The sequence below is a fragment of the Olsenella uli genome (genome assembly GCF_901212675.1).
GTDB classification, from domain to species: Bacteria; Actinomycetota; Coriobacteriia; order Coriobacteriales; family Atopobiaceae; genus Parolsenella; species Parolsenella uli_B.
The window spans coordinates 1-17,873 of sequence record NZ_CAAKOQ010000003.1 but is presented as its reverse complement, the minus strand read 5'-3'; the positions used below and the strand labels follow the sequence as shown (position 1 = coordinate 17,873).

Here is a 17,873-nt window from a genome sequence, read left to right as displayed (position 1 = left end):
TTCTACTCCCTCGACTCTTCTACTTCGCAGACTCGGCTGCGATCTGACGGGCGCGCATCTCGGTCTGGACGCGGGCAATGTCACGCTTGACGGTCTTGACGCGAGCCGTGTTGTCCAGCTGGCTCGTGGCCATCTGGAAACGCAGGTTGAAGAGCTCGGCACGGCCGTCCTCAAGCTTCTTGGTGAGCTCCTCGTCCGAGAGCTCGCGGATGTCGGTCATCTTCATTACTTATCCTCCCCAGCCTGATCGGCGCGGGTGATGATCTTGGTCTTGATGGGCAGCTTGTGCTGGGCGAGACGCAGGGCCTCCTTGGCGGTAGCCTCGTCGACGCCGCCAACCTCGAACATGACGCGGCCGGGCTTGACGACGGCCACCCACTCCTCGGGGTTACCCTTACCCTTGCCCATGCGGGTCTCGGCGGGCTTCTTGGAGACGGGCTTGTCCGGGAAGATCGTGATCCAGACCTTGCCGCCACGCTTCATGTAACGCGTGATGGCGACACGGGCGGCCTCGATCTGGCGGTTGGTGATCCAGTGGGCCTCGAGGGCCTGGATGCCGTACTCGCCAAAGTAGAGCTGGGTATTGCCCTTGGCGTGACCCTTCATGGAGCCACGCTGCACCTTGCGGTGGAGAATTCGCTTAGGAGCCAGCATTAGTTGCCCCTCCTCTCATTGCGGCGACGGGGACGCGAGGAGCCCTCGAGCGACGGCTGCGGCTTAGGCTGGCCGGGGAGCTTCTCGCCGACGTAGATCCAGACCTTCACGCCGCAGGCACCCATCGTGGTGCGAGCGGTGGCCTCGCCGAAGTCGATGCAGGCACGCAGGGTGTGCAGGGGCACGCGACCCTCGCGGTACCACTCGCGGCGACCCATCTCGGCGCCGCCGAGACGACCGGAGCACTGGATGCGGATGCCCTTGGCGCCGGCCTTGCGGGCGGACTGCACGGCCTTGCGCATGGCGCGACGGAAGGCGATGCGCTGCTCGAGCTGCTCGGCGATGGACTGGGCGACGAGGGAGGCGTCGAGCTCGGGGCGCTTGACCTCGATGACGTCGACGTTGATCTGACCCTTGCCGACCTTGGCGATCTTCTCGAGCTCGCCGCGCAGGGCGTCGATCTCGGCGCCCTTCTTGCCGATGACGATGCCCGGGCGAGCGGTGTAGATGGTGACCTTCACCTTGTCGCCGGCACGCTCGATTTCCACGCGGGAGAGGGCGGCGCGCTCGAGGCGCTTGGTCAGGAACTTGCGGATCTCAAGGTCATTGCCGAGCGTGGTGGCGTAGTCCTTGTCGGCGTACCAACGGGAGCGCCAGTTCTCGGTGACACCGAGGCGGAAACCAGTGGGGGAAACCTTCTGACCCATGTGGCTTTACGCCTCCTTTCGGGGAGCGACGGTGACGGTGATGTGGCTCGTGCGCTTGTTGATGCGGCTCGCGGAGCCCTTGGCGCGCGGACGGATGCGCTTGAGCGTGGGGCCCTCGTCCACATAGGCGGCGGCGATGACCAGGTCGTCCGGGCGGATGCCCTTGTTCTGGTACGCGTTGGCCATGGCGGAGCGGAGAACCTTCTCGACGTCGACGGCCACGGCGCGCTCGCAGAACTGAAGCAGCTCGAGGGCGCGGTCAACCGGCTTGTTGCGGATCATGTCGACAACGAGGCGAGCCTTGCGCGGGGCCACGTGCACGTAGCGCGCGGTCGCGGAGACCCAGTTGGGATTGGTGTTCTTCTGTGCCATCTGTTGCTAAACCCCCTAGTTGGCCTTGTGACCGCGGAAGGTGCGGGTGGGGGCGAACTCGCCCAGCTTGTGCCCGACCATGGACTCGGTGATGTACACGGGCACGTGCTTGCGGCCATCGTGGACGGCGATCGTGTGGCCCACCATCTCCGGGAAGATGGTCGAGGAACGCGACCAGGTCTTGATGACCTCCTTCGTACCAGCCTCGTTCTGCGCGGCAACACGCGAAAGGAGGCGAGTCTCCACGAACGGGCCCTTCTTGAGACTTCTGCTCATAGGTGCTTTCTCCTACTTCTCGTGTTACTTCGTCTTGCGACGACGGATGATCAGGCGGTTCGTGGACTTCTTCGGGTCACGCGTCTTCTTGCCCTTGGCCGGCTTGCCCCACGGGGAGACGGACGGACGACCGGAGGTGTGGTTCTTGCCCTCGCCGCCGCCGTGCGGGTGGTCGACCGGGTTCATGACCGTACCGCGGACCGTCGGGCGGATGCCCTTCCAGCGGCTACGGCCGGCCTTGCCGCCCTTGATGTTGGCGTGCTCGGCGTTGCCGACCTCACCGATGGTGGCGCGGCAGGTGATGAGCACGCGGCGCATCTCGGAGGAGGGCATGCGCAGGATGGCGTAGCCACCCTCCTTGCCCATGAGCTGGCAGGAGTTGCCGGCGGAACGGGCGATGGCAGCGCCCTTGCCCGGCTGGAACTCGACGGCGTGCACGAGCGTACCGACGGGAATCTCGGACAGCGGCAGGGTGTTGCCGGGCTTGATGTCGGCGTCGACGCCGGAGACGACGGTGTCGCCCACGGAGAGGCCCTTCGGGCAGAGGATGTAGGCCTTGGCGCCGTCGACGTAGTGCAGGAGCGCGATGCGGGCGGAGCGGTTGGGGTCGTACTCGATGGTAGCGACCTTGGCCGGCACACCGTCCTTGTTGCGCTTGAAGTCGATGATGCGGTACTGACGCTTGTGGCCGCCGCCCTGGTGACGGGTGGTGATGCGGCCGAAGTTGTTGCGGCCGGCCTTCTTGGGCAGCGGCTCGAGCAGCGACTTCTCAGGCTTGTCAGTGGTGATCTCGGCGAAGTCCGAGACCGTCTGCCAACGCCTGCCGGCGCTGGTGGGCTTGAGGTGCTTGACTCCCATGTTGCATTCCCTTTCTTGTTTCCGTTGGCCATCCCGCTCAAGGGATGAGGCCAGCTTCCTGCGGTGACGGCGCCGTGAGCGCGGCCCCTGTCCGCAGCCTGGCCTCGGCGAGATGACGCCGGATTACCACGGTGCCGCGCGTATCCTTAGGCGCGGCGCGGACACGCCCCCGCACGGATGCGGAGGCGATGGTGCCTTAGTCCTCGGCGGACTGCTTGCCGAAGACCTCGATCGTGTCGCCGGGGGCGAGGGTCACGACGGCCTTCTTCCAGGAGCGGGTCATGCCGACCTGGTAGCGGACGCGCTTCCGCTTGGGCTTCACGTTGATGGTGTTGACCTTGAGGACACGGACGCCGAAGAGCTTCTGGATAGCAGCCCTGATCTCCTCCTTGGGCGCGTTCTTGGCGACCTCGAAGGTGTACTTGTTCTCGTTCATGAGGTCGAACGAGCGCTCGGAGACGATCGGGCGGATGATGACTTCGTAAGCGGAGTTCATTTAAGCGAGCACCTCCTCGAGCTTCTTGGCGACCTCGGCGGACAGCAGGAGCGCGGCGTTGTCGATGAGGGCATGCGTGGTGACCTCGCCGACGCCGAGGATGCGGACCGTCTCGACGTTGCGGAAGGACAGGTAGGTGAAGATGTCATCGTCGGGCACGACGACGGTGACGCGCTTGCCCTCGATGCCGAGAGCCTTGAGCAGCGCCACGGCCTGCTTGGTGGAGGGCTTGTCGAAGCCGTAGTTGTCGACGACGACGAGCTCGGAGTCGCGAAGCTTGCCGGAGAGCACGCCACGCATCGCGAGCTTGACCTCCTTGTTGTTCAGGCGACGGTTGTGGGTGCGGGGGGTGGGGCCGAAGGGCACGCCGCCGCCGACCCACTGGGTGGCGCGGATGGAACCCTGGCGGGCACGGCCGGTGCCCTTCTGGCGCCACGGCTTGCGACCGCCGCCGGAGACCTCGGAGCGACCCTTGGTGTCGTGGGTGCCCTGACGGAGGTTGCCGAGCTGAACGGTCACGACCTGGTGGATGACGGGGATGTTCGGCTCAATGCCGAAGACGCTCGAGGACAGCTCGACGGTGCCCGCCGCCTGGCCCTCCGCGTTCTTGATTTCGATCTGGGACATCATGTTCTCCTTGGTAGCCTAAAGGTTTGGGTTGCGTGGGGCCCTTAGGCCATGCGGATCGAGACGAGGCCGTTCTTGCCGCCGGGGACGGCACCCTTGACGAGCATGAGGTTCTGCTCGGCGTCGACACGGACGAGCTTGAGGTTCTTGACCGTCACGCGCTCGGCACCCATGTGGCCGGGCATGTGCAGGCCCTTGCGCACGCGGGAGGGATAGGCGCACTGGCCGATGGAACCGGGCTTGCGCTGGTTGCGGGAGCCGTGCGTGATGGGGCCGCAGGCGAAGTTCCAGCGCTTGATGGTGCCCTGGAAGCCCTTGCCCTTGGAGGTACCGGTGACGTCGACGTTGGAGACCTCGGAGAAGTCGGCCACGGAGACGACGTCGCCCACCTTGTGCTCCTCGCCAGAGGCAACGCGGACCTCGCGGAGGTAGCGCATGGGCTCGACGCCCGCCTTGGCGAAGTGACCCGCCATGGGCTTGTTGAGGCGGGACTTCTTGATGTCGCCGAAGCCGATCTGGACGGCATCGTAGCCGTCAGTGGCCGCGGTCTTGACCTGCGACACGACGCAGGGGCCGGCCTGGATGACCGTGACGGGCACGACGTTGTCGTCCTCGTCAAACACCTGGGTCATCCCGATCTTGCGGCCGAGGATGGTGCTGACCATACACGTTCCTTACCTTCGGTGGTCTTGGGATATGCGGACGTCTTCTGCGCCCGGCCCAGAGGACCACAACCTACCGTGACGCCATGCGGGTGAGGACGTTGGCTGTGAGCTGCGAAACCCTCGCGTTGCCGGCGGACGGCGAGCGTGCTGGCCGCGCCGTCTCGAGCCCGTTCGAGGGATACGCCCGACACCGTGGGTACGGAGTCGACACAGCATGTCCCTAAAAGCACAGCCTTTGAAGTATACGACTTGGTTCGGCGCTCCACAGAGTCTTCAGAGTTGGGATATGGGCACCTTACACAAACGGAACACGGCTCTTGGGCAAGACAAAGAGAAGGCCCCACCTTAATGGAACCTTCTCGGCTGTGTGCGAATTATCTGCGTGCCCTGCTGACGAGTCGCGAAATACCTCTCGAGGCCACGAAGAACGCCAGGAAGGCGACGGCGGCCACCACATGAGCGGTCGGACGCGCGAGAGCTTGCCCGCCGGATTCCCGTCGAATCCGATTGGAAACGATGCGCTCGCAGAGCGCCTATGCGGAGGACGTCATCTAGGATGCCGAGCTCGCCTCATGCGGAACAAAAAAGCGGGGCCCACCTGTTGGTGGGTCCCGCTTCAACGATCGCGAGAGCTGGTGAGTCGACGCTCGCTTAGAGCTTGATCTCGATGTCGACGCCGGCCGGAAGGTCGAGGCGCATGAGGGAGTCGACCGTGGAGCTCGTCGGCTCGAGGATGTCGATGAGGCGCTTGTGCGTGCGCATCTCGAACTGCTCGCGGGAGTCCTTGTCCTTGTGCGGCGAGCGGATGACCGTGTAGAGGTTGCGCTCGGTGGGCAGGGGGATGGGGCCAGACACCTTGGCGCCCGTCTTCTGGGCGGTGTCGACGATGAGCTTCGAGGACTGGTCGACGACCTCGTGATCAAAGCCCTTGAGGCGAATGCGAATCTTCTGGTTAGACACTTGGAACCTCCATCGGCGGGCGTACGCACTGCACGGCGTGCGCCCGGTCGTTACTGTTGGGCTTCGAACCTAGGCGTTTCCGCCAGCCTTGCTGACGATCTCGTCGGCCACGGACTTGGGCACCGGCTCGTAGTCGCTGAACTGCATGGTGTAGCTCGCGCGACCCTGCGTCTGGGAGCGAAGGTCTGTGGCGTAGCCGAACATCTCGCCCAGGGGCACCTTGGCCTTGATGGACGTGGTGCCGTTGCGCTCCTCCATGCCCTGGATCTGGCCACGGCGGGAGTTGAGGTTGCCCATGACGTCGCCGAGGTACTGCTGCGGCGTCTCGACCTCGACGTCCTCGATCGGCTCGAGCAGGACCGGGTCGGACTTCTTGAGGGCGTCCTTGATCGCCATGGAGCCGGCGATCTTGAAGGCGGCCTCGGAGGAGTCGACCTCGTGGTAGGAACCGTCGACCAAGGTCACCTTGATGTCGACGACCGGGAAGCCGGCGACGACACCGCTCTCGAGCGCCTCCTGGATGCCCTTGTCGATCGAGGGGATGTACTCCTTGGGCACGACGCCGCCGACGATGGCGTTGACGAACTCGTAGCCCTTGCCGGACTCCTGCGGCTCCATGTCGATGATGGCGTGACCGTACTGGCCGCGACCACCGGACTGGCGCACGAACTTGCCCTCGGCGTGCTTGACGGCATGACCGGCGGTCTCGCGGTAGGCGACCTGCGGCTTACCCACGTTGCAGTCGACGTTGAACTCGCGCTTGAGGCGGTCGACGATGATCTCGAGGTGCAGCTCGCCCATGCCGGCGATAATCGTCTGGCCGGTCTCCTGGTCGGTGTGCACCTGGAAGGTCGGGTCCTCCTCGGCGAGCTTGGCCAGGCCCACGCTCATCTTGTCCTGCTCGGCCTTGGTCTTGGGCTCGACGGCGACGTCGATGACCGGGTCGGCGAACTCGATGGACTCGAGGATAATCTGGTGGTTCTCGTCGCAGAGGGTGTCGCCCGTGGTGGCCTTCTTGAGGCCCACGGCGGCGACGATGTCGCCCGTGGAGCAGGAGTCACGGTCGGTGCGGTCGTGCGCGTTCATCTCGAGGATGCGGCCGAGACGCTCGCGGTCCTGCTTGGTGGCGTTGTAGACGTAGCTACCGGCATCGGCGGTACCGGAGTACACGCGGAAGTAGGTGAGCTTGCCGACGAACGGGTCGGTCTGGATCTTGAACGCCAGCGCGGAGAACGGGTCCTTGTTGTCCGACTTACGGGTAATCGTCTCCTTGGTCTTGGGGTCGGTGCCCTCGATGTCGGGGACGTCAAGCGGGCTGGGCAGGTAGTCGCAGACCGCGTCGAGGAGCTCCTGGATGCCCTTGTTCTTGTAGGCGGAGCCCACGAAGACGAGGTTGAGCTCGTTGGCGATGACGCCCTTGCGCAGGGCGGCCTTGAGCTTGTCGACGGGGATCTCCTGCTCGTCCAGGATCATCTCCATGAGCTCGTCGTCGAAGTTGGAGGCAGCGTCGAGCAGCTCCTCGCGCTTCTCGTTGGCGAGGTCGGTGAACTCGTCGGGGATGGCGTCCATGGGCTGCGGGTAGATCATGCCCTTGTCGTCCTCCTGGAAGTCCCAGGCGGTCATGGTCACCAGGTCGACGAGGCCCCAGAACTGGTCCTCGGCGCCCATCGGGATCTGAGCGGCGACGGCGTTGGCGTGCAGGCGCTCCTTCATCGTGTCGATGGCGTGCTGGAAGTCGGAACCGACGCGGTCGTACTTGTTGATGAAGGCGATGCGCGGGACGTTGTAGTTGTGGGCCTGACGCCACACGGTCTCGGACTGCGGCTGGACGCCGGCCACGGCGTCGAACACCGCGACGGCACCATCGAGGACGCGCAGGGAGCGCTCGACCTCGGCCGTGAAGTCCACGTGACCCGGGGTGTCGATGATCTGGATGACGTGGTCCTTCCAGAAGCAGGTGGTGGCCGCGGACTGAATCGTCACGCCGCGCTCCTGCTCCTGAACCATCCAGTCCATCGTGGCGGCGCCATCGTGGACCTCGCCGATCTTGTGGGTCTTGCCCGTGTAGTACAGGATTCGCTCGGTGGTAGTGGTCTTACCGGCATCGATGTGGGCCATGATGCCGATGTTGCGCATCTGGCTTAGGGTGTACTTGCTCTTTGCCATGTGTGTTTACTCCCCCTCCGTATCTCTGTGGTTACCAGCGATAGTGCGAGAAGGCGCGGTTGGCCTCAGCCATCTTGTACATGTCCTCGCGCTTCTTCACGGAAGCACCCACGCCGTTGGAGGCGTCGATGATCTCGTTGGCGAGACGCTCGGCCATAGTCTTCTCCTTGCGGGCACGGGAGAAGGTGACGATCCAGCGGATGGCAAGCGTGGTGGCACGACGGGAGTTGACCTCCATCGGCACCTGGTAGGTGGCGCCACCGACGCGCTTGGGCTTGCACTCGAGCGTGGGGCGCACGTTGTCCATGGCCTTCTTGAAGACGGCCAGGGGATCCTGCTCGGTCTTCTCCTTGACCATGTCAAAGGCACCGTAGACGATGCGCTCGGCAATGGACTTCTTGCCGTCAAGGAGGACCTTGTTGATGAGCTGGGTCACGAGACGGTTGTTGTAGACGGCGTCAGGCGTGATCTCACGACGGACGGCTGCTGCACGACGCGGCATAGTGGAACTCCTTCAGAACTGTTCCGACGGGCGGAAAGAATGCGAATAGGAACGAGGCTGCTTAGCCGCGCTTGGCGCCGTAGCGCGAGCGGGCCTGCTTGCGGTCCTGGACGGCCGCGCAGTCGTAGGCGCCGCGGATGATCTTGTAGCGCACGCCAGGGAGGTCACGGACACGGCCGCCGCGGACGAGCACGATGGAGTGCTCCTGCAGGTTGTGACCCTCGCCCGGGATGTAAGCGGTGACCTCGATACCGTTCACGAGACGCACACGAGCGACCTTGCGCAGGGCGGAGTTCGGCTTCTTGGGCGTGGTGGTGAAGACACGGGTGCACACACCGCGCTTCTGCGGGTTGTGCTTGAGCGCCGCGTTCTTGGACTTGCTCTGAATCTGAGTGCGGCCCTGACGGACAAGCTGGTTGATGGTAGGCAAAGCTCTCTCCTTCGTACCTATCTATCCTGTGCTTACTGCCGAATGAAGGCGGCGCAGCACGTCGTCGCCCTGAATTGGCGCAAGGAGACACAATACGCTTGGTCAAAGTGGGTGTCAAAACGCCACGGTGCCGGGCGTATCCATCTCCACAATTGGCATCTTTAGCGCATTGATTTTGGGCCACGGGGCGGTTCGTTCCGTGGCCCAAGACGTGTTCGTATTCGGGACGAGGCACATGCTCGCGCAATATTGGTTAGCGCGACTTGGGCGGACGGCCACGCTTCTGGGGCTTGAGGGCGTCCTCGCCACTCTCGCGATATGCAGCACACCAACGGAAGAATGCGCTCTTGCTCTTGACACCGTGCTTGGCCATGGCATCCGACGAGGTCATGCCTCCGTCGATGTGAGCGAGCACTGCGGCGAGCTTCACCTCGTAGGGATATGAGATTCTGGTGTCACCTGCCATGGTTCAGCCCCCTTCCAGGCCGCGCCGTGGTCCGACGACTGCAACTCTCTTTAGTTCAATAATATATGAAATAAAGTGAGTGGCACGCTTCATTCAGGTTCGATGTGCAGTTCTGCCGTCTATGCGTGCCTTGCTGACGGGCTTGGCTGACGTAGGTGCGCTTTCGACGGATTTGAATATACAAATCCGTCGAAAGCGCACCGTTCATTTGTGGCTCGTTGGGTGGACGTTCAAATCCGCCCAAAGTGCACACTCCCGCCTGCTCGCTTTCTAATTCATGGGTTTGTGGGAGGCCTCGCATGTCGCTGTCTGGACTGCGTTGACAGGAATGAGCGCAGGCAAATGGAATGAGGCGTAGGCGGCGGGGATTGTTATCTGCAAGTTCATCCGAATTGAAACCAGGGTGGGTGCCTGGACCTCTTATTAGGCCTAATCATGCATGGCGGCGGCGTGAACAGGGCATTTAGACCAAAAAAGGGCGGGCACCCCAGAGGGTGTCCGCCCTTTGGCGAACGCATGGTACGGTGACGAGGCTAGGACTTAGTCCTCCTCGTCGAAGCCGTCGTGCTTGGAGACCTGGGAAAGCAGGTCATCCAGAGAGTCGAGCCCCTCGTTGATGACGCCGGACTTCTTCTCGTCGCCGTCCTTGGGCGAGCCGCCGATGAGCTCGTCGTCAAAGTGGTGCGAAGACGGGGCAGCGGAGCCCAGCATGACGTCGGAGTCGGCATCGGGCGAGAAGACCATGTTGAGGAGCTGCGAGAGGTCCTCGTCATCGGCCTTGTCGTCGTCGGGCTCGAGGATGTAGAGCAGGCCACGGGCCTCAAGACCCTCGCGGAGCTCCTCGATGGCCTTGGCACCGATACCGTCGATGTGAAGCAGGTCGTCCTCGGTCTTGCCGATGAGGTCGCCCACCGTCTCGATGCCCACCTCGCCGAACTTGTTGGTCCAGCGCTGCGACACGCCAAGGTCGTCGAACAGGTAGAGCTTGGCGTCCTCACTCGACAGCGTGCGGCCGTTCTTGGAGTACACGCCGGGGTAGCCGAAGTCGTCGCCCACCCAGTCGAGCTGCTGCGGAAGCTGCTCCTCGACCTCCTTGAGCTCGTCGGGCGCCCACTCAGGGAGCTGCTTGGCCATCGGGCTCGTGGGCCCGTCGATCTTCTGACCATGGTACGTGAGCTCCACGTCGTTGTAGGCGGCAAGGCCGGTGCCGGCCGGGATCTTCTTGCCCACGATGACGTTGGACTTGAGGTCCATGAGATGGTCCACCTCGCCGGAGATGGCGGCCTCGGTGAGGACGCCAGCGGTGCGGATGAACGACGCGCTCGACAGCCACGAGTCGATGGAGCTCGCGACCTTGAGCGTACCGAGGATGGCGGGCTCGGCCTCGGGCGGGGTGCCGCCGGCGAGGTTGATGTCGTTCACCGTGCCGGCGAACTCGTAGCGGTCGACGTACTGGCCCATGAGGTACTTGGAGTCGCCGGGGTTGGTGACCTGGACGCGGCGCAGCATCTGGCGCGCGATGACCTCGATGTGCTTGTCGTTGAGCTCGACGCCCTGGGAGGTGTAGACGTCCTTCACGCTCTCGACGAACGTGTGCATCGTGGACTCGATGTCCGTGAGGCGGCGCAGGTTGCGGAAGTTCACGAAGCCCTTCGTGATCTGGTCGCCGGCTCGGACCTCGCAGCCGTCCTCGATACCCGGCATGAAGCGGGCGCTGGCGGGGATGCGCTTCTCGTCGAGCACACGGGTCGGGTCGTCGGCGTCGAGGATGCGGACGAGGTACTCGGTCTGCTCGGGCGTGATGGAGAGACGACCGGAAAGCGGGGCCAGGTCGGCCTCGCGACCGAGAATCTTCTCGTTCACGTTGCCCACGACGTCGAACATGCGGCCGACGGTCGGCAGGCCCTGCGTGATGTCGTCGGCGCCGGCGACGCCGCCGGAGTGAATCGTGCGCATCGTGAGCTGCGTGCCCGGCTCGCCGATGGACTGCGCGGCGATGATGCCCACCGCGGTGCCCACGTTGACCGGACGACGGGTCGAGAGGTCCCAGCCGTAGCACTTCTGGCACACGCCGTTCTTTGAGCGGCAGGTCAGCAGCGCGCGGAGCTCGACCTTCTTGAGGCCGGCGTCGACGAGGCGCTGGATGTCAGCGGCGCTCTCGATGTAGCCGTCCTTGGGGATGAGCACCTCGCCAGTCTCGGGCGCCACGACGTCGTTGAGCGCGCAGCGGCCGACGAGATCGACGTTGAGGTCCCCGGTGCCCGGCTTGATGAGGTTGTAGGACACACCCTCGGTGGTGCCGCAGTCCTCCTCGCGCACGATGACGTCCTGCGCCACGTCGACGAGACGACGGGTGAGGTAACCGGAGTCGGACGTGTGCGACGCGGTGTCGACGAGGCCCTTGCGGGCGCCGTACGTGGAGATGAAGTACTCGAGCGGCAGCAGGCCCTCACGGAAGTTGGCCTTGATGGGCAGGTCGATAGTGTCGCCGGACATGTCGGCCATGAGGCCTCGCATACCGGCGAGCTGACGCAGCTGCGTCTTGGACCCTCGGGCACCGGAGTCGGCCATCATGTAGATGGGGTTGTCGTCGGAGAAGCCCTCGAGCATGGCCTTGCCGAGCTTCTCGGTGCAGTCGGTCCAGGCGTTGACGACCTCGATGTGGCGCTCCGTCTCGGACAGGAAGCCGTCCTCGTAGTACTCGTTGATCTCGTTGACGTTGGCCTGGGCCTCGGCGAGCATCTTGGGCTTGCAGTCGGGGATGACGGCGTCCCACACTGACACGGTCAGGCCGGCGCGCGTGGCGAAGTGGAAACCGGCGTACTTGATGGCGTCCAGAATCGGCTCGACCTTGGCCAGCGGGTAGCGGTCGGTGCACTCGTTGACGAGCTTGCCCATGTCCTTCTTCACCATCTTGTAGTTGATGAAGGGGAAGTCGGCAGGCAGGCACTGGCGGTTGAAGATGATGCGACCCGTGGTGGTCTCGAAGCGCGCAGGCTTGTCCGTGACGTCGTAGTCGACGGTCTTGCCGCTCTCCTCGAAGACGCGGAAGATCTTGCGGCCGTCCTCCTCGGCGTTGGCGTCGGCGGCGCTCACGCGCACGAGCACCTTGGCCTGGATGTCGACCACGCCGCGGGCGTCATAGGCGGCCATGGCGTCCTCGAAGCTCGAGAACACGTGGCCCTCGCCCTTGAGGCCCCCCTTGGCGGTGGTCAGGAAGTACACGCCGAAGACCATGTCCTGAGACGGCACGGTGAGCACCTTGCCGGAGGCCGGCGAGCGCAGGTTGTTGCTCGAGAGCATGAGCACGCGGGCCTCGGTCTGGGCCTTCGTGGACAGTGGCACGTGGACCGACATCTGGTCGCCGTCGAAGTCGGCGTTGAAGGGGGCGCACACGAGCGGGTGCAGGTGGATGGCCTTGCCCTCGACAAGGACCGGCTCGAAGGCCTGGATCGACAGACGGTGCAGCGTAGGTGCGCGGTTGAGCAGCACGAGACGGTCGTCGATGACCTCCTCGAGCACGTCCCACACGGCCGGCAGGCTGCGGTCGATGGCGCGCTTGGCGCCCTTGATGTTCTCGACCTTGCCGAGCTCGACGAGGCGGCGCATCACGAACGGCTTGAAGAGCTCGAGCGCCATCGTCTTGGGCAGGCCGCACTGGTGGAGCTTGAGCTGCGGGTCCGTGACGATGACCGAGCGGCCGGAATAGTCGACGCGCTTGCCGAGCAGGTTCTGGCGGAAGCGGCCCTGCTTGCCCTTGAGGGCCTCGGCGAGCGACTTGAGCGGGCGTCCGCCACGGCCCGTGACGGGACGGCCGCGACGGCCGTTGTCGAACAGGGCGTCCACGGACTCCTGCAGCATGCGCTTCTCGTTGTTGACGATGATCGCCGGGGCGTCAAGGTCGAGCAGGCGCTTGAGTCGATTGTTGCGGTTGACCACGCGACGGTAGAGGTCGTTGAGGTCGGACGCGGCGAAGCGGCCACCGTCGAGCTGCACCATCGGGCGCAGGTCGGGCGGAATCACGGGGATCACGTCGAGGATCATGTTGGCCGGGTCGTTGTGGCCCTCGAGGAAGGCGTCCACGACCTCCAGTCGCTTGACGGCCTTCTCGCGGCGCTGCTTCTGACCCTTGTCGTCGGCGATGATCGCGCGGAGCTCCGTGGCGGTCTTCTCCAGGTCGATGGCGCGCAGCAGGTCGCGGACGGCCTCGGCGCCCATGCCACCCTTGAAGTAGATGGAGTAGTACTTCTTCATCTCGCGGAAGAGGCTCTCGTCGGAGATGAGCTCGCGAGCCTCGAGCTGCATGAACTTCTCGTAGGCCTCAGAGCGGAGCTGCTTCTCCTCCTCGTACTCCTCGCGCAGGTCGACGATGGCGGCGGCCAGCTCGTCGTCGGAGAGGACCTCGGTGCCGTCGAACTCGTCGACGACGCCCTCGGCCTGGTCGGCGCGCATGCGCTCGATCTGCTCGTCGCGCTCGGCGTCGAGCTGCTCGAGGTCGGCGGCCAGCTCCTCCTTGAGGTCGGCGGCGTCGGCCTCGCGGGCCTCGGTGTCGACGCTCGTGATGACGTAGCTCGCGAAGTAGAGGACCTTCTCGAGGTCCTTGGACTTCATGTCGAGCAGGCGCGAGAGCGGGAAGCTCGTAGGGGACTTGAAGTACCAGATGTGGCTCACGGGCGCGGCCAGCTCGATGTGGCCCATGCGCTCGCGACGCACCTTGGCGCTCGTGACCTCCACGCCGCAGCGCTCGCAGACGATGCCCTTGAAGCGGATGCCCTTGTACTTGCCGCAGGAGCACTCCCAGTCCTTGACCGGACCGAAGATCTTCTCGCAGAACAGGCCGTCCTTCTCCGGCTTGAGCGTGCGGTAGTTAATCGTCTCGGGCTTCTTCACCTCACCGTGCGACCAGCTGCGGATATCGTCGGCGGAGGCGAGGGAGATCTTGATCGCGTCGAAGTCTGTGGTGTCGAAATCTGCCACGGTTCGCTACTCCTTATCGTTCGTGGTGTCGGCGGCGGCGACGGGCTGCTCGGCCGGGGCGTCCTCGGAGGACGCGGCGAAGCCGTCCTTCTCGGCGTCGTCGATGGGGGCGCCGATGAGGTCCTCGGCGGAGTCGGCACCGGCGAACAGGTCGACGGCGCTCTCCGGAGCCTGCTCGGCGTGCTCCTCGGCCTTGGCGGCGCGCTTCTTGTAGGAGATCGGCTCGATGTCGAGCGCGAGCGAGCGAATCTCCTTGACCAGCACCTTGAAGGACTCGGGGATGCCGGCGTCGGGCACGTTCTCGCCCTTGACAATCGACTCGTAGGTCTTGACGCGGCCGTTGGTGTCGTCGGACTTGACCGTGAGGATCTCCTGCAGCACGTTGGAGGCGCCGTAGGCGTAGAGCGCCCACACCTCCATCTCGCCGAAGCGCTGGCCGCCGAACTGGGCCTTGCCGCCGAGGGGCTGCTGCGTGACGAGGCTGTAGGGGCCCGTCGAGCGCGCGTGGATCTTGTCGTCGACCATGTGGCCGAGCTTCAGGATGTAGCTCACGCCCACGGTGATCTTGTCGCGGAAGGGCTCGCCGGTGCGGCCGTCGTAGAGCGTGGTCTTACCGAAGCTGTTGAGCTGCGGCACGAACTGCTCGTCCATGTCGTCGCCAAAGCGCTCGCGGGCGCGGTTGACGAGGTTGACGTTGGTGCGACGGATGGCCTCGGCGACCTCGTCGGCGGTGGCGCCGTCGAAGACCGGCGTGGCGACCGGCATGGGGCCGGGCACGTAGGTCTTGGAGTCGGCGTCATTGCGGTCCCAGCCGTTGGCGGCAGCCCAGCCGAGGTGGCACTCGAGCAGCTGGCCCACGTTCATACGGCTCGGGACGCCCAGCGGGTCGAGCAGGACGTCGACGGGCGTGCCGTCGGCCATGTAGGGCATGTCCTCGATCGGCAGGACGCGGCAGACCACGCCCTTGTTGCCGTGACGGCCCGAGATCTTGTCGCCCTGCTGGATCTTGCGGCGCTGGGCCACGAAGACGCGGACGAGCTCGTTGACTCCGGGCGCGAGGTCATCGCCGGCCTCGCGGCTGAAGCGCACCACGTCGACGACGCGGCCGTAGGCGCCGTGCGGCATCTTGAGGGAGGTGTCGCGCACGTCGTGGGCTTTGGCACCGAAGATGGCGCGGAGCAGGCGCTCCTCGGAGGTGAGCGCCGTCTCGCCCTTGGGCGTGACCTTGCCGACCAGGATGTCGCCCGGGCCCACCTCGGCACCGATGCGGATGATGCCGTCATCGTCGAGGTTGGCGAGCATGTCCTCGCCCAGGTTCGGGATCTCGCGGGTGATCTCCTCGGGGCCGAGCTTGGTGTCGCGGGCGTCGATCTCATGACGGGAGATGTTCACCGAGGTGAGCAGGTCGTCGCGCACGACGCGCTCGGACACGATGATGCCGTCCTCGTAGTTGTAGCCCTCCCACGGCATGTAGGCCACGGTGAGGTTGGTGCCGAGGGCGAGCTCGGAGTGGTCGACCGAGGGGCCGTCGGCGAGCGGCTGGCCGGCCACCACGTGGTCGCCGCAGTGGACGATCGGGCGGTGGTTGATGCACGTGGACTGGTTGGAGCGCTCGTACTTGGGCAGCTCGTAGCGCTCAGGGCCCTTGGCGGTGTCGACCACGACGTGCGCGGCGTCGACCTCGGCAACGGTGCCCTCGTGCTGGGCGCTGATGATGTCGCCGGAGTCGAGCGCGGCGCGGGCCTCCATGCCGGTGCCCACGAGCGGGGCGTGGGCGTGGATCAGGGGCACGGCCTGGCGCTGCATGTTGGCGCCCATGAGCGTACGCTTGGCGTCGTCATGCTCGAGGAACGGAATGAGCGTGGCGGCCACTGAGAGCAGCTGGCGCGGCGACACGTCCATGTAGTCGACCTGCGAGACGGGGCACTCGGCCGGCGCGCCGAAGGAGCCGTCGAAGTCGCGGGTGCGGGCGACGACGCGCTTGGGGTGCGTGATCTCGCCGTTCTCGTCGACGGAGATGAACGAGCCGTCCTTGGGGTCGATCGGCGTGTTGGCCGGCGCGATGACGTGGTTCTCCTCCTCGTCGGCGGTCATCCAGTCGATTTGGTCGGTGGCCTTGCCGTCGACGACCCTGCGGTACGGGGCCTCGATGAAGCCGTAACTGTTCACGTGCGCGTAGAGCGCGAGCGAGCCGATGAGGCCGATGTTGGGACCCTCGGGCGTCTCGATCGGGCACATGCGGCTGTAGTGCGAGTTGTGGACGTCGCGGACGGCCGTCGGCACGTTGGTGCGGCGGCTCGAGCCCGACTTGTGGCCGGCAAGGCCGCCCGGGCCGAGGGCCGAGAGGCGACGCTTGTGCGTGAGGCCGGCAAGCGGGTTGGACTGGTCCATGAACTGCGAGAGCTGCGAGGAGCCGAAGAACTCCTTGATGGCCGCCACGATCGGACGGATGTTGATGAGGCTCTGCGGCGTGATGTCGTCGACGTCCTGGGCGGCCATGCGCTCACGCACGACGCGCTCCATGCGGCTCATGCCGATGCGGAACTGGTTGGCAACGAGCTCGCCCACCGTGCGGACGCGACGGTTGCCGAAGTGGTCGATGTCGTCGGTCTTCTTGGTGGGGTCGCCGGCGTGGAGGGCCAGCAGGTAGCGCAGCGCCGTGACGATGTCCTCGGCCGTGAGCACGGACTCGGAGTCTTCGACGTCGAGGCCAAGCTTCTTGTTGATCTTGTAGCGACCCACCTTGGCGAGGTCGTAGCGCTGGGCGTTGAAGTACAGGCCGTCGAGGAGGCTGCGGGCGGAGTCGACCGTGGGCGGCTCGCCGGGGCGCTGACGCTTGTAGATCTCGATGAGGGCGTCCTCGCGCGTCTGGGCGACGTCACGCTCGAGCGTGGAGCGCACGATGTCGGAGTCACCGAGCAGGGAGACGATCTCGTCGTCGCTCTCGGCGATGCCGAGGGCGCGGAGCAGCAGCGTGGCGCTCTGGCGACGCTTGCGGTCGATGGAGACGACGAGCTGGCCACGCTTGTCGACCTCGAACTCGAGCCAGGCACCGCGGGCGGGGATGAACTGCACGCGGTGAATCTGCACGCCGTTGTCCATCTCGGCGGCGAAGTACACGCCAGGCGAGCGGACGAGCTGCGAGACCACGACGCGCTCGGTGCCGTTGATGATGAATGTGCCGCGTTCGGTCATGAGCGGGAAGTCGCCCATGAAGACGAGCTGCTCCTTGATCTCGCCCGTCTCCTTGTTGACGAAGCGAACGTCGACCAGAAGCGGGGCCTGATAGGAGATGTCCTTGGCACGGCACTCGGCCATGGAGTGGGCAGGGTCACCAAACTGGTGCTCGCCGAAGGTGATCTCCATGGTGCCGGCGTTGTTCTCGATGGGCGAGGCCTCGGCAAACGCCTCGGCAAGGCCCTCGGTCATGAAACGCTCGAACGATTCCTTCTGGATGGTGATGAGGTTGGGGAGCTCCATCGCGGGCGGGATCTTGGAGAAGCTAACGCGATTGGGCTTTTGTGCGGAGGTGGTAGTAGACTTAGCGGTACGCACCAGGCAATTCCTCCTTCAACATGGCATAGGGCGGCAGTTGTCGCAATCTAGTAGAGTATCGAAGGTATGCTTGTGCGTCAATGAACAGTCTTGACTTTCTCAATTTGTTCAATTATGCAGCGCCAACGGATTTGTGCGATTGGGGACGGGTTCGTTTTGCAC

At 64.9% G+C, this 17,873-nt stretch carries 16 protein-coding genes; all 16 read right to left on the bottom strand.

What is annotated here, in order from left to right:
• Positions 1 to 19: 19 nt before the first annotated feature.
• The 16 genes from rpmC to EFAMC1_RS00095 all read right to left on the bottom strand — a co-directional run bounded on the left by rpmC (position 20) and on the right by EFAMC1_RS00095 (position 17,711).
• On the bottom strand, positions 20 to 226 hold the full coding sequence (rpmC, locus tag EFAMC1_RS00170) for a 50S ribosomal protein L29 (protein WP_154052328.1): 207 nt from the start codon (positions 224 to 226) through the stop codon (positions 20 to 22).
• Positions 226 to 654, bottom strand: a complete 429-nt coding sequence (rplP, locus tag EFAMC1_RS00165; protein WP_154052327.1) for a 50S ribosomal protein L16 — start codon at positions 652 to 654, stop codon at positions 226 to 228. Before rplP ends, rpmC begins: the two co-directional genes overlap by 1 nt.
• On the bottom strand, positions 654 to 1,361 hold the full coding sequence (gene rpsC, locus EFAMC1_RS00160) for a 30S ribosomal protein S3 (protein ID WP_154052326.1): 708 nt from the start codon (positions 1,359 to 1,361) through the stop codon (positions 654 to 656). The genes rplP and rpsC overlap by 1 nt, the downstream gene beginning before the upstream one ends.
• Before the next feature lie 6 nt (positions 1,362 to 1,367).
• Positions 1,368 to 1,733: a 50S ribosomal protein L22 gene (rplV, locus tag EFAMC1_RS00155; RefSeq protein WP_154052325.1), complete on the bottom strand. Its 366-nt coding sequence runs from the start codon at positions 1,731 to 1,733 to the stop codon at positions 1,368 to 1,370.
• Between the two features lie 15 nt (positions 1,734 to 1,748).
• A complete protein-coding gene (gene rpsS, locus EFAMC1_RS00150; protein ID WP_154052324.1) occupies positions 1,749 to 2,009 on the bottom strand; it encodes a 30S ribosomal protein S19 in 261 nt (86 codons plus the stop codon).
• Positions 2,010 to 2,033: 24 nt separating this feature from the next.
• Positions 2,034 to 2,867, bottom strand: coding sequence for a 50S ribosomal protein L2 (gene rplB, locus EFAMC1_RS00145; protein WP_154052323.1), 834 nt, complete (start codon positions 2,865 to 2,867; stop codon positions 2,034 to 2,036).
• Positions 2,868 to 3,063: 196 nt separating this feature from the next.
• Positions 3,064 to 3,363 carry a 50S ribosomal protein L23 gene (gene rplW, locus EFAMC1_RS00140; RefSeq protein WP_154052322.1) on the bottom strand — a complete coding sequence of 100 codons (300 nt, stop codon included), beginning with the start codon at positions 3,361 to 3,363 and terminating at the stop codon, positions 3,064 to 3,066.
• A complete protein-coding gene (gene rplD, locus EFAMC1_RS00135) occupies positions 3,364 to 3,990 on the bottom strand; it encodes a 50S ribosomal protein L4 (protein ID WP_154052321.1) in 627 nt (208 codons plus the stop codon).
• 44 nt (positions 3,991 to 4,034) lie between these two features.
• On the bottom strand, positions 4,035 to 4,655 hold the full coding sequence (gene rplC / locus EFAMC1_RS00130; RefSeq protein ID WP_154052320.1) for a 50S ribosomal protein L3: 621 nt from the start codon (positions 4,653 to 4,655) through the stop codon (positions 4,035 to 4,037).
• Positions 4,656 to 5,306: 651 nt separating this feature from the next.
• Entirely contained in the window at positions 5,307 to 5,615 is a 309-nt protein-coding gene (gene rpsJ / locus EFAMC1_RS00125; RefSeq protein ID WP_154052319.1) for a 30S ribosomal protein S10, read from the bottom strand.
• A gap of 69 nt (positions 5,616 to 5,684) precedes the next feature.
• Complete coding sequence (fusA, locus tag EFAMC1_RS00120; RefSeq protein ID WP_154052318.1) at positions 5,685 to 7,781, bottom strand: elongation factor G; 2,097 nt, start codon at positions 7,779 to 7,781, stop codon at positions 5,685 to 5,687.
• A 31-nt stretch (positions 7,782 to 7,812) separates the two neighbouring features.
• On the bottom strand, positions 7,813 to 8,283 hold the full coding sequence (gene rpsG, locus EFAMC1_RS00115) for a 30S ribosomal protein S7 (RefSeq protein ID WP_154052317.1): 471 nt from the start codon (positions 8,281 to 8,283) through the stop codon (positions 7,813 to 7,815).
• A 61-nt stretch (positions 8,284 to 8,344) separates the two neighbouring features.
• Entirely contained in the window at positions 8,345 to 8,713 is a 369-nt protein-coding gene (gene rpsL / locus EFAMC1_RS00110) for a 30S ribosomal protein S12 (protein ID WP_154052316.1), read from the bottom strand.
• Between the two features lie 253 nt (positions 8,714 to 8,966).
• The gene (locus EFAMC1_RS00105) at positions 8,967 to 9,179 is read right to left on the bottom strand and encodes a helix-turn-helix domain-containing protein (RefSeq protein WP_154052315.1); all 213 of its coding nucleotides are present in this window, start codon (positions 9,177 to 9,179) and stop codon (positions 8,967 to 8,969) included.
• A 540-nt stretch (positions 9,180 to 9,719) separates the two neighbouring features.
• On the bottom strand, positions 9,720 to 14,156 hold the full coding sequence (locus EFAMC1_RS00100; protein WP_154052314.1) for a DNA-directed RNA polymerase subunit beta': 4,437 nt from the start codon (positions 14,154 to 14,156) through the stop codon (positions 9,720 to 9,722).
• Positions 14,157 to 14,162: 6 nt separating this feature from the next.
• Positions 14,163 to 17,711: a DNA-directed RNA polymerase subunit beta gene (locus tag EFAMC1_RS00095; RefSeq protein WP_261981685.1), complete on the bottom strand. Its 3,549-nt coding sequence runs from the start codon at positions 17,709 to 17,711 to the stop codon at positions 14,163 to 14,165.
• Between the last annotated feature and the right edge of the window lie 162 nt (positions 17,712 to 17,873).